Raw genomic sequence first — 11339 nt, 5'->3', positions numbered from 1 at the left:
AGCATAATGGATTTATAAAAAGAATCTTAAAATTCAAAGTAAGTAAATATCGTAATTATTTCTTGGGATACCAATTCAATTGAGTAACCTTAATGTCCTGTTTTCCAGCTTCGACCAAAGATTTGAATTTTGAAACATCGCTCAGACCTTCCGTACCTCTATAATGATAGGGATAAACGGTTTTTGGTTTGAATGCCAGCACGGCTTCGGCTGCTTTTTCAACGGTCATTGTATAGGGAAAATTCATGCAAACAAAGGCAATATCAATATTTTTAAGATTGCGCATTTCAGGGATATCTTCGGTGTCCCCGGACATATAAACTCGTTTGCCGTTTCTTTCAAGTACGTAACCATTTCCTCTGCCTTTTTCGTGAAATTTTAAGGCCTCGGAACGAAGATTGTACATTGGAATGGCCTCAATTTTCATTTCAAAATCGTTGGTCACATCGCCATTGTTCAATATTTGAGTTTTATTTTGAAGGTTTTCAGGCATTTTTTCAAAAACTGCTTTTGGGGCAAAGATTACAGTTTTAAGACTAGTAATAGCCTCAAGAGTAGGAATATCCATATGGTCGCCGTGAATATCCGTAACCAAAACCATATCTGGCTCTGTGTAATCAGAAAATGCTTCTTTTCCGCCCACGGGATCTACATAGATTATGGTTCCGTCCCAATTGAGAACCATACTGGCATGCTCTATTGGATTAATGGTAAAACCCTTTTCAGTAGCGGCTTCTCCGCCATCAACTTTTTCCAGTGGTCTATCGATGGTTGCTTCGGTTTCGGTTTTTTCTGAAGTGTTTTTGCAGGCAACAAATGAGATTGAAATTAGTAAAATAAAGACAGTTTTTTTCATAGGGAATTTTTTTTATGAAGATACTCATAATGAAGTATGTGTGGTCTTATTTTGCAAATTTTTAAGATAAAACGTCGCTCACCAAATAAGAAATAGTTTTACCAATTTGATTCGGAAAAATGCCAACAGATGGCAATCCTTCACAAATATGAAGGTATGTAGCATTTGTATTTTTTGAGAAATGCGCAACAAATTGTCGTGCTTCGGTCAACGTAAATCCGCTGGGTGAAATGGCACTGCTTCCCATAAATTCTATAGCGTCCGTATCCAGCTCAATTCCAAAAGTTTCATTGCAGCAGAAATTCTCTGCTTCTTTCATTGCTTCTGAAAAAGACAATTTTTGTTTCACCGAAATATCCTCAAAAAGATTGAATTTTACCCTTTCTGAATTTTTTTCGATAGAATTAAAAACTGCTCCCGAAGTATAATTTCTATGAAGCCCGAAGATGAAATATTTATCCAAAAAACCATCCGCAAAGGCATACGAAAACCCGTTGCCGCTATGCCTATGTTCCAAGGCTCGAAAATCTGTATGCGCATCAAAATTGATACAGTTAATTGGGTTTTTCAGTGCCTCGGAGGTGCCTTTTAAATTTCCATAACTATTGTTGTGGCCGCCGCCAATGATTATTGGAAACTTACCAGTTTCGACAATTGCTTTTATGATTTCGGAAACTTTATGGTCAATTTGGGTAACCAATTCGCCTAGTGCTTCGGCATAATGGCTTTCTTCTTTAGAAATAGTTGCTGCTTGTTTCATTTGGGTTTCACAATCAATTTCGCCCAAAAGGATAACGTTTTCAGCATTGATTAAATGATTGTGTTGAATATTTAAAAGGCTTCCCAAAGAGGCTTCCCAAGCTTTAGCTGTTCCAGGATTTCCATAATTTGCACGAACGCCAATATCCTCGGGAATTCCTAAAATCACATATTTGGCTGAATGATTTTTTAAATCTTCGAGCGTTTCAACAAAGTTTACTTTTTCGCCAAACTTGGTTTCTCCAGCTCTTTTTTTAAGAAAAGAAAAAATATCTTTTTCGGAATAAATTTTCACAAGACTCATTTTACTTCTTGACCATTAATGATTACCGTATCAATCAAATTACTTCCGAAAGCATAAGGCAAATAGCCATAGGACGGCACTGGTTTTGTAATGATGAAGTTGGCCTTTTTACCCCTTGTGATGCTGCCGTGGGTTTTGCTCAAGCCCATTGCGTATGCACCGTTTACCGTTGCGGCATTTATTGCTTCTTCGGGGGTTAAACGCATTTTAATACAAGCCGTTGCAACCACAAAATTCATATTTCCACTTGGCGTGGAACCCGGGTTGTAATCTGTTGCAAGTGCTAACGGCAATCCTGCATCAATTATTTTTCTGCCCGGTGTGTATGGAATACTCAAAAAGTAAGAGCAGGAGGGAAGTGCCACGGGCATTGTTTCACTGTTTTTTAATGCTTCCAAATCATCATCGGTCAATACTTCCAGATGATCCACACTTAAAGCATTGTGTTTTACTGCAGCTGCAATTCCGCCGATACTGTTGAATTGGTTTACATGAACTTTAGGAATGAGGTTGTGTTTTTTTCCTTCGGAAAGAATCCGTTCCATATCTGCAACCGAAAAATAACCTTCTTCACAGAAAATATCCACATATTCGGCTAGTTTTTCTTCGGCAATTTTTGGAAGCATTTCGTTGCACAACAAATCCAGATAACCATCTTTATTGCCTTTATATTCCGTCGGGATTGCATGCGCTCCCAGAAATGTAGTTTTGATTGTAATGGGATATTCTTCCGAAAGTTTTTTGGCAACGCGTAGCATCTTCAATTCCGCGTCTGTTGTAAGTCCGTAACCGCTTTTTATTTCTATGGAGCCAGTACCTAGGCGCATCACTTCTTCCAAGCGTGCGGCGGATTGATGATATAAATCTTCTTCCGAAGTTTCTTGTAATTTTTTGGCGCTGTTCACGATTCCACCGCCTTTTTCTGCGATTTCTTGATAGCTAAGCCCATTAATGCGGTCTACAAATTCCTGTTCCCGATTTCCAGCGTAAACAATGTGTGAGTGGCTGTCGCACCAAGCTGGCAATACAATTTTCCCACTACAATCCAAAGTTTTAAAACCTTGGTGCGGCCCCATTTTGTCCATAGTTCCATAATCTTCAATCACGCCATGGTTTATAAAAACCCAAGCGTTTTTTATTGTTGGGAGTTCTTTCATTTCTTTTCCGCTGAGTTTTGTGGGGCAGTTTTCACGGACTTGAAGCAATTCTTTTATGTGAGTTAACAGTAATTTCATTGTAATAATTTAAGAGCAAAATTTTTTTATAAAGATAGGAAAAGTAAATCCCAATAATGAAATCCCAAATTCCAATTAAAAAGTAAATCCTAAAAAAACAATATCGAAAATGATTGCTTTAAAATTTCCAATCTGAGATTTATTTGGGATTTGATTTTTGAAATTTGGGATTTTCTTCCCAGTTATTTATACCTTTAAGCACCTTGAAAAATTTTATAGAATGAAATCAAAAAATATAGGAATTAACACTATCTGTACACACGTTGGCGAAGTGGAAGACAAACAGTTTAAAGGCGCTATTTCGCCTTTGTATATGTCTAGCAGCTATGCATATGAAGATGTTGATGTAAAGCGATACCCACGTTATTTTAACACGCCAAACCAAGAGGCACTTTGCAAAAAAATTGCAATGCTTGAAAAATGTGAATCCGCGCTAATTTTCGGAAGCGGAATGGCGGCCGTGAGCACTTCAATGCTGGCTTTTTTGCACAAAGGAGATCACGTTGTACTTCCGCAGACTTTGTACGGTGGCACCTATAATTTTGTAGTAGAGGAATTTCATAAATTCGGAATAGAGTATTCTTTTGCCGAAGGTTTTTCTGAAGCGGATTTTTCTGAAAAAATTCAGAAGAATACCAAAGTAATTTTTGTAGAAACACCTTCCAATCCGCTGATGCGCATTACGGATTTGGAAATGATTTCGCGCATAGCAAAACAACGAGGCATTGTAACAATGATAGACAATACCTTTGCTTCCCCAGTAAACCAAACCCCTGCTGATTTCGGAATTGATATTATAATTCACAGTGCCACAAAATACATGGGTGGCCACAGTGATATATGTGCAGGAGCGGTAGCTGCATCTGATGAGCATATAAAAAAGATTTGGAACCTTGCCAAAAACCTTGGTGGAAGTTTGAGTGATTATACAGTTTGGCTTTTAGAACGCAGTATGAAAACAATGGTGCTGCGCGTTAAAGCCCAAAACAAGAACGCCAAAAAAATGGCGAAATGGCTCGAAAAACATCCTTTGGTTGAAAACGTTTACTATCCAGGCCTAAAAAGCCATCCCGATCACGAGCTTGCAAAAAAGCAAATGAACGGTTACACAGGAATGCTTTCTTTTGAAATAAACCAATCATTAAGTGTAGGCGATTTTTTAAAAGCATTAAAAATAATAAAACCATCAATGAGTTTGGCTGGGGTTGAATCTACTATTCTTTCGCCTGCAAAAACTTCACACGCTTTGCTTTCCGCTGAAGAGCGAAAACGCCAAAATATAAGTGATGGTTTGCTGCGTTTTTCTGTGGGAATTGAGGAAACGGAAGATATAATTGCCGACTTGGAAGAGGCTTTTCAAAAAGTTTCAAAAATGCAAAAAGTTTAAAGTAAAATTATGAAAATTGATATACTTGCCATAGGTGCGCACCCAGATGATGTGGAATTGGGCTGTTCGGCAACATTGGCCAAAGAAATTGCCAACGGAAAGAAAGTTGGTATTTTAGACCTTACACGCGGCGAACTTGGAACGCGCGGAACTGCTGAAATACGTGATGAAGAAGCTGCAAATGCCGCTGAAATTTTAGGCGTAAAGTTTCGGCATAATCTTGAATTCTCCGACGGATTTTTGGTAAATAATGCTGCATCACAGTTGGAAATCATTAAAATAATTAGAAAATACCAACCAGAAATCGTTCTTTGCAATGCTATTGATGATAGGCACATAGACCACGCTAAAGCGAGTAAAATGGCCAGTGATGCTTGTTTTTTAAGCGGGTTGCAAAAAATTGAAAGTATTTACGAAGGAAATCACCAAAAAGCATGGAGGCCAAAATATGTTTATCATTACATCCAGTGGAAAAACATTGAACCCGATTTTGTAGTAGATGTAACGGGATATTTGGAGAAAAAGCTGGAAGCTGTTTTTGCATACAAGAGCCAGTTTCACCAAAAGGAAGCAGCTGAGCCGGAAACACCTATCTCTTCCACTAACTTCCGCGATAGTATTACCTATAGAGCACAAGATTTAGGCAGGTTGATAGGCGTTGATTATGGTGAAGGTTTTACAACGGAACGTTATCCTGCTGTAGATTCAATTTTCGATTTAATTTAATTTTCTTTAAAAAGAGTATTGCGCAACCGTTATAATTGATTTATATTTGCGTCCGCTTAGCGAAGTTGTGCTTTAATGCACAATAAATGGTGGTTGTAGCTCAGCTGGTTAGAGCGCTTGATTGTGGTTCAAGAGGTCGCCGGTTCGAACCCGGTCTTCCACCCAAAACTTAAAGCTCCTCTTTTTAGAGGGGCTTTTTTATTTTCTTCCTACATATGGTCCACGGTTTTTTCAAAACCTTTTTTCAAGTTTTATTCATAAACTTAAAATTCTTTGTTGTTTTTTAAGTTGTTAAAACTACTTAAGAAACAGGGTTAAATAGTGTTAAGCAAATACCTATTTGTCTAATTTCTTTTATCTTCATATTACATAAAACATTGACTGTCAATCAAAAAAAATGATAGTCAAACGTTCTTTGGCACAATAATTTCATACTGCGCGGAGCACACTCGTTAGCTGTAAGCTGTGTTTGTTTTTTAAAAATTTTATTTCGTCCCGCACAAAGCGGAGGCGCAATAATTATAACTTTTAAAACTAAGTAAAACATGACAAAACGTTTTATGAAATTGTCTGTGCTGCTGGTTGTTGCAATATTCGTTGCAACGGCATTCTCTTCAAAAAGAGAAGATTACAGCAGTTCCATATTCGCTACAGATATCATAGGGGACGTTGCCTATGTTCCTTATGAATATGAAGTGAATTTGAATTCTCAAGATAGTGTTCCTTTTCTTGGGAAGTCGTTCCTTGGTTTCTGTTATGACCTCGGCTTTAGCGAAAGCAGTGGCAATTACAGAGCTGTGAACAGATTGGGTTATTTAGGCAAATACCAGTTTGGCCGGTCTACCCTTAATTGGGTTGGAATTTACAATACATCCCGATTTTTAAACTCCCCTTTGTTGCAGGAAAAAGCTTTTGAGGCTTTAATCTCCAAAAACAAATGGGTGCTTCGGGAGTATATTGATAAATTCGATGGCCAGTCTATCAATGGTGTAAAGATAACTGAATCGGGCCTTTTGGCCGCAGCACATTTGGGAGGCGCCGGAAATGTTATAAAATTTCTGGACAGTAATGGAGAAATCGTTTTTGAAGATGCAAACCGTGTACCTATCACAAAGTACATGAAGCGCTTCGTAGATTACGATGTATCTGAAATACTCCCCGACAACAATGCCAGGGCGACATTATAATTATTGAAAAAAGCCAGGTTGACAAGCCTGGCTTTTTTATTTAATATATATTTAACAGCCTAAAAATCAGATTTTTAAAAAAAGCTGTATCTTTGCGCGCTGAAACGAAGGTGTAATTATATGCCTGAATTTTAAACTTAATGAAAAAAAGAATATATCTAATTGCAGTATTACTTGTTGTTACCGTAATAGTAGGGACAGGTTTCATTTCAAAAGATAGCTACGATTTTTCCATGTTTAGCACGGAAGGATTAGAGTTAAATTATAACGTTCCCACAGAAGCTGAGCTTATTCCAATAGTAGCTCCTGTGACCCCAAAATTTTATTTGTTTTTGGGAAAATCCTATGTAGGATTTAAAGAAGCCCTTGGATTTAAAGAATCAAGAGGAAATTACAACATCGTCAACGATTATGGTTACATGGGAAAATATCAATTTTCTCACGCAACCCTAAGAATGATTGGTTTTAAGAATACAGATAACTTTTTGTATGATACGCGCCAGCAAGAAGCCGCATTTTTAGCATATACCTCTCTAAATAAGTGGGTGCTGCGCAATGATATAAAACGTTATGCAGGAAAAACCATTGGGGGGGTGAAAATAACGGAATCAGGGATTTTGGCAGCCGCGCACTTAGCCGGGGCAGGCAATGTAAAGAAGTTCCTTAGAAGTGCTGGTGAAAATCGTTTTGAAGATGCCAATGGTGCTTCTATTCGGTATTACTTACGTAAATTTTCAGGGTACGACACTTCGCACATAGTACCAAATAAAAAACCTAGGGTAATCTAAAAGTTTATCCTTGAATAATGAATAAGGTGGGTCTTTTATGAAGATCCACCTTTTTTTTTTTCCATAAATTCACGGGAGCCGTTTTAATATATTCTGAAGGCAAGGTAATGTCACAAGCTACACAAACTCTTGTTTGAGGATTCAAATTTTCGATCACACTCTGTAGCATTTGGTTATTGCGGTAGGGGGTTTCAATAAATAATTGCGATTGGCCAAAATCTTTTGAAATCTTTTCCAAACGTTTAAGTTCCGATTTCCTTTTATTTTTATCAATGGGCAAATAGCCATTAAAGGCGAAATTCTGTCCGTTAAACCCACTTGCCATCATAGCCATTAATATTGAAGAAGGCCCCACAAGCGGAACTACTTTTATTCCCATCTCATGCGCATAATGAACTGCGTGGGCTCCTGGGTCTGCAATTCCGGGACAACCCGCATCACTTACTACCCCAACGTGATACCCTTCCAAACATGGATTGAGCATGGAGGGTATTTCTTCAGATTTCGTGAATTTGTTTATTTCCTGAATTTTTAAAACAGATTGCTGCTTTTCGGGAACGATGCTTTTTATAAAACGTCTCATGTTTTTTTCGTGTTCCACAATATAATAATCAATCTCTTCGATCACTTCTTTTACGGAAACCGGAAGCACGGCCAATGGGGGAACATCTCCCATTGGGCAGGGAATTAAATATAAATTTCCTTTTTTAGTGGTCATGTAGGGTTTATTGGACAATGAGTTTTTTTACGGCAGATTGTCCTTTGTCGGAAATGACTTTCGCAAAATAAATTCCGGTGTTTAAATTTTCAATGGAAATTGTTTTTTCACTGCTGGAAATATTTTCCTCGGAATAGACCAAGCTGCCTCTTACATCAAAAAGCTGGATTGTTTGAAGCATATCATTCTTTAAGCTGAAAATAACATCTTTTGAAGCGGGATTTGGCAGTACGCTTAGTACGTTTTTTAAGGAGAAATCTTCGATACTGGCAATTTCACCACCCTTGATTTTGTAAATATCACCGCCAATATCCACAATGTACAACTCTTTGTTTACATCTTCCCCAAAAGAAACCCAGTTTCCGGAAAAGTTTCCATATTCCACCATATTGCCAGCAGCATCAACAGTCCCTATTAAACCGCTGCAGTAATCAGCAAAAAAGTAAAGTCCGGCAATATCTGTATAAACTGAACCTCGATAAACATGTCCTCCGGTAACGGAGCAATTTCCGGAACCCGAACCCGAAGAATATTCAGCAATGGGAAACGTAAGTTCATTAGCCGGAGGGCAATCTGTGGTATTATAAGGCATTGACCCCTCATAGCACCTCCAACCGTAATTTATTCCACCTTCAGTAGCTGGTTCACGATTTATCTCTTCAACCTCACCTTGGCCTACATCACCTATCCAAATATTATTTTCAGTAAAATCAAAAGAAAAGCGCCATGGGTTGCGTAAACCGTAAGCCCAAATTTCATCCAATCCATCGGGGTTGCCAACAAATGGGTTGTCGGGAGGAATTCCATAATTATTATTGCCACTTGGATTGTCAACATCCAATCGAAGCAATTTTCCCAATAGTAAAAGTGTATTTTGTGCGCGATTACCGGGGTCGCCACCACTGCCCCCATCTCCAGAGGCAATATATAAATAACCATCCGGGCCAAAGGCAATGCACCCCCCATTATGGTTTGAAAAAGGCTGAGTATATCCAATTATACGAATTTCAGAATTGGGATTGGCTATATCTGCGTTATTTGGATCTACAGAAAATCGTGAAACCTGGGTATTCCCATTTGCTAATGTGTAATTAACATAAAAATAACCGTTATTAACGTAATCCGGATGAAAGGCAAGCCCAAGTAATCCTTGCTCACCACCATTGGAAATTTGTCCAGAAATATCTAAAAAGGGCGTGGAATTTACGGTACCATTTGGTTGAATTATTTTAATTCTTCCGCCCTGTTCTACAACAAAAAGCCTGTCATCATTTGCGTGTTGCAGGCTTAGCGGATCTGAAAAATTTCCCTTAAAAAATTCTATTTCCACATTTTGTGCAAATGAAAAAAAAGAACTAGAGAGAATGAGTGAAAAGAGGAGTAATTTTTTCATAGTGATTTTTTTAGCGAAAGCACTAAAATAAGAAAATCAGCCGGATATATTTGTTAAAGCCGCTTTGCTATTTCATCACAGGCTTTATCCAGCATTTGAAAAACATTTTCAAAACCTGCATTTCCACCAAAGTAGGGGTCGGGCACATCTACATTTTCCCCAGGAAAGATTTCATCGAGAATCAATTTTACTTTTTCTCTATGTGAATCGTTTTGGGCCAGAGCCAATACATTTTCTTTGTTGCTGTTGTCCATAACATAAATCAAATCGAAATCCTCAAAATCCTTCGTACTAAATTGTCTTCCGCGCTGATGGGTAATATCTATATTATATTTTTTTCCAACGGCAATGCTTCGTTGGTCAGGTTCATCGCCCACATGCCAGTGTCCCGTCCCTGCAGAATCAACAAATACTTTTGAGGAATCAATTTTAGATTTTAAAATACCTTCTGCCAAAGGAGAACGACAAATATTGCCGAGGCACACCATTAAGATTTTAGTTTGCATTTTTGGAAAAGTAAATGTTTTATTCCGAATAAAAATAAGGAATCCAAAATGACTAAAGCGTCAACTTTTTGTTAAGGTCTTCCACATACTTGCGAAATTGCTTATCGGTCGTTGAAAGATTATCAACCGTTTTGCAAGCGTGAAGCACAGTAGCATGGTCACGCTGCCCAATTTGCGAACCTATGGAAGCAAGCGATGCCTTAGTGAATTTTTTCGCAAAAAACATAGCCAATTGTCTCGCTTGCACAATATGGCGCTTTCGAGTTTTTGACTGAAGGGTATCTACATCCATTTGGAAATAATCACTCACCACTTTTTGGATGTAGTCAATGGAAACTTCACGTTTGGTATGCTTTACATAATTGTCAACAATCTTGCGGGCAAGATCAATTGTTATCTCTTTTTTATTGAAAGAGGAATGGGCGATCAACGAAATAATAGCACCTTCCAATTCACGAATGTTTGTTTTGATATTGTTTGCCAAAAATTCCACTATATCCTCAGGCATTTCAACACCATCTCGGTACAGTTTGTTTTTTATGATCGCAACTCGGGTATCGTAATCTGGATGGTTCAACTCAGCCGAAAGTCCCCATTTGAAACGTGAAAGCAAACGCTGTTCAATGTCAATCATATCAACAGGTGCTTTATCACTGGTCAAAATAACCTGTTTTCCGTTTTGGTGCAAATGGTTAAAAATATGGAAGAAAACATCCTGTGTTCCAGCCTTTCCGGAAAGTAGTTGAATGTCATCAACAATCAATACATCTATAATTTGATAGAAGTGAATAAAATCGTTGCGATTATTCTTTTTTACTGATTCAATATATTGTTGCGTAAACTTTTCCGCAGAAATATACAGCACGGTTTTTTCTGGATATTTATCCTTTATATCAACACCAATTGCATGGCCCAAGTGGGTTTTTCCCAAACCAACCCCGCCAAAAATAAGCAAGGGGTTAAAGGAAGTTCCACCGGGTTTGTTGGCCACAGCTAAACCAGCCGAACGCGCCAAGCGGTTTGATTCACCTTCAAGAAAACTTTCAAAATTATAATTTGGGTTTAGTTGCGACTCAATTTTTACATTGCGAATGCCTGGAATAACAAAAGGATTTTTAAGCTCCGGGCTTTTATTTTTCAACGGTACATCAACCTCTTGAGATTGAAGGTTGCTTCTGTTGGCACTAGGGATTTTTTCAGTAAAGGGCTGTTTGTTGCCGTAAGTGTTTTCCATCTTGATGATGTAAACCAATTTTGCAGTAGCGCCCAGTTCTTTTGTAAGAGCAACTTTCAAAATTTTAACATAGTGTTCCTCAAGCCATTCATAAAAAAACTTGCTCGGAACTTGAATGCTAAGCGCATTATCTGTAAGCTTTACTGCTTTAATGGGTTCGAACCAAGTTTTGTATGCTTGCGAAGTGATGTTATCTTCGATAAAAGCCAAACAATTATTCCAAACCGATTCCGCAGTTTTGCTCAT

11 protein-coding genes and 1 tRNA gene are annotated in these 11339 nt (G+C 38.1%); 5 read left to right on the top strand and 7 right to left on the bottom strand.

The features are described from left to right. Nucleotides 1-55: 55 nt before the first annotated feature. The 3 genes from JK629_RS00060 to hutI form a co-directional block, all read right to left on the bottom strand. Nucleotides 56-856 carry an MBL fold metallo-hydrolase gene (locus JK629_RS00060; RefSeq protein WP_202336501.1) on the bottom strand — a complete coding sequence of 267 codons (801 nt, stop codon included), beginning with the start codon at nucleotides 854-856 and terminating at the stop codon, nucleotides 56-58. 61 nt (nucleotides 857-917) lie between these two features. Beyond that, nucleotides 918-1919 (bottom strand): formimidoylglutamase, encoded by a 1002-nt coding sequence (locus tag JK629_RS00055; RefSeq protein WP_202336500.1) that lies wholly within the window; start codon nucleotides 1917-1919, stop codon nucleotides 918-920. Next, nucleotides 1916-3154, bottom strand: coding sequence for an imidazolonepropionase (gene hutI / locus JK629_RS00050; protein ID WP_202336499.1), 1239 nt, complete (start codon nucleotides 3152-3154; stop codon nucleotides 1916-1918). The genes JK629_RS00055 and hutI overlap by 4 nt, the downstream gene beginning before the upstream one ends. Before the next feature lie 220 nt (nucleotides 3155-3374). On the opposite strand from hutI, the gene JK629_RS00045 reads away from it, so the two are divergent. From JK629_RS00045 to JK629_RS00025, 5 genes are all read left to right on the top strand, one after another. Next, the gene (locus JK629_RS00045) at nucleotides 3375-4541 is read left to right on the top strand and encodes a trans-sulfuration enzyme family protein (protein ID WP_202336498.1); all 1167 of its coding nucleotides are present in this window, start codon (nucleotides 3375-3377) and stop codon (nucleotides 4539-4541) included. Between the two features lie 9 nt (nucleotides 4542-4550). Then, nucleotides 4551-5267 (top strand): bacillithiol biosynthesis deacetylase BshB1, encoded by a 717-nt coding sequence (bshB1, locus tag JK629_RS00040; protein WP_202336497.1) that lies wholly within the window; start codon nucleotides 4551-4553, stop codon nucleotides 5265-5267. Between the two features lie 88 nt (nucleotides 5268-5355). Further along, nucleotides 5356-5431: transfer RNA gene (locus tag JK629_RS00035), tRNA-His, on the top strand. A 381-nt stretch (nucleotides 5432-5812) separates the two neighbouring features. Beyond that, nucleotides 5813-6454 carry a hypothetical protein gene (locus JK629_RS00030; protein ID WP_202336496.1) on the top strand — a complete coding sequence of 214 codons (642 nt, stop codon included), beginning with the start codon at nucleotides 5813-5815 and terminating at the stop codon, nucleotides 6452-6454. Nucleotides 6455-6594: 140 nt separating this feature from the next. Next, the gene (locus JK629_RS00025; RefSeq protein WP_202336495.1) at nucleotides 6595-7242 is read left to right on the top strand and encodes a peptidoglycan-binding protein LysM; all 648 of its coding nucleotides are present in this window, start codon (nucleotides 6595-6597) and stop codon (nucleotides 7240-7242) included. 4 nt (nucleotides 7243-7246) lie between these two features. Here the strand turns inward: JK629_RS00025 and JK629_RS00020 are convergent, their stop codons facing one another. From JK629_RS00020 to dnaA, 4 genes are read right to left on the bottom strand one after another with little or no spacing between them, the layout of a single operon-like run. Beyond that, nucleotides 7247-7960 (bottom strand): SAM-dependent methyltransferase, encoded by a 714-nt coding sequence (locus tag JK629_RS00020; protein WP_202336494.1) that lies wholly within the window; start codon nucleotides 7958-7960, stop codon nucleotides 7247-7249. 7 nt (nucleotides 7961-7967) lie between these two features. Then, a complete protein-coding gene (locus JK629_RS00015) occupies nucleotides 7968-9353 on the bottom strand; it encodes a PQQ-dependent sugar dehydrogenase (protein ID WP_202336493.1) in 1386 nt (461 codons plus the stop codon). Between the two features lie 53 nt (nucleotides 9354-9406). Further along, complete coding sequence (locus tag JK629_RS00010; protein ID WP_202336492.1) at nucleotides 9407-9859, bottom strand: low molecular weight protein-tyrosine-phosphatase; 453 nt, start codon at nucleotides 9857-9859, stop codon at nucleotides 9407-9409. 52 nt (nucleotides 9860-9911) lie between these two features. Beyond that, nucleotides 9912-11339 (bottom strand): chromosomal replication initiator protein DnaA, encoded by a 1428-nt coding sequence (gene dnaA / locus JK629_RS00005; RefSeq protein WP_202336491.1) that lies wholly within the window; start codon nucleotides 11337-11339, stop codon nucleotides 9912-9914.

The organism is Aequorivita iocasae (assembly GCF_016757735.1).
GTDB classification, from domain to species: Bacteria; Bacteroidota; Bacteroidia; order Flavobacteriales; family Flavobacteriaceae; genus Aequorivita; species Aequorivita iocasae.
This window is presented reverse-complemented; position numbering and strand designations above follow the sequence as displayed.

Excerpts from the sequence above, each read along its gene's own strand:
- JK629_RS00060 (WP_202336501.1), bottom strand. The coding sequence starts at position 856 with ATGAAAAAAACTGTCTTTATTTTACTAATTTCAATCTCATTTGTTGCC.
- JK629_RS00055 (WP_202336500.1), bottom strand. The coding sequence starts at position 1,919 with ATGAGTCTTGTGAAAATTTATTCCGAAAAAGATATTTTTTCTTTTCTT.
- hutI (WP_202336499.1), bottom strand. The coding sequence starts at position 3,154 with ATGAAATTACTGTTAACTCACATAAAAGAATTGCTTCAAGTCCGTGAA.
- JK629_RS00045 (WP_202336498.1), top strand. The coding sequence starts at position 3,375 with ATGAAATCAAAAAATATAGGAATTAACACTATCTGTACACACGTTGGC.
- bshB1 (WP_202336497.1), top strand. The coding sequence starts at position 4,551 with ATGAAAATTGATATACTTGCCATAGGTGCGCACCCAGATGATGTGGAA.
- JK629_RS00030 (WP_202336496.1), top strand. The coding sequence starts at position 5,813 with ATGACAAAACGTTTTATGAAATTGTCTGTGCTGCTGGTTGTTGCAATA.
- JK629_RS00025 (WP_202336495.1), top strand. The coding sequence starts at position 6,595 with ATGAAAAAAAGAATATATCTAATTGCAGTATTACTTGTTGTTACCGTA.
- JK629_RS00020 (WP_202336494.1), bottom strand. The coding sequence starts at position 7,960 with ATGACCACTAAAAAAGGAAATTTATATTTAATTCCCTGCCCAATGGGA.
- JK629_RS00015 (WP_202336493.1), bottom strand. The coding sequence starts at position 9,353 with ATGAAAAAATTACTCCTCTTTTCACTCATTCTCTCTAGTTCTTTTTTT.
- JK629_RS00010 (WP_202336492.1), bottom strand. The coding sequence starts at position 9,859 with ATGCAAACTAAAATCTTAATGGTGTGCCTCGGCAATATTTGTCGTTCT.
- dnaA (WP_202336491.1), bottom strand. The coding sequence starts at position 11,339 with ATGAGCAAAACTGCGGAATCGGTTTGGAATAATTGTTTGGCTTTTATC.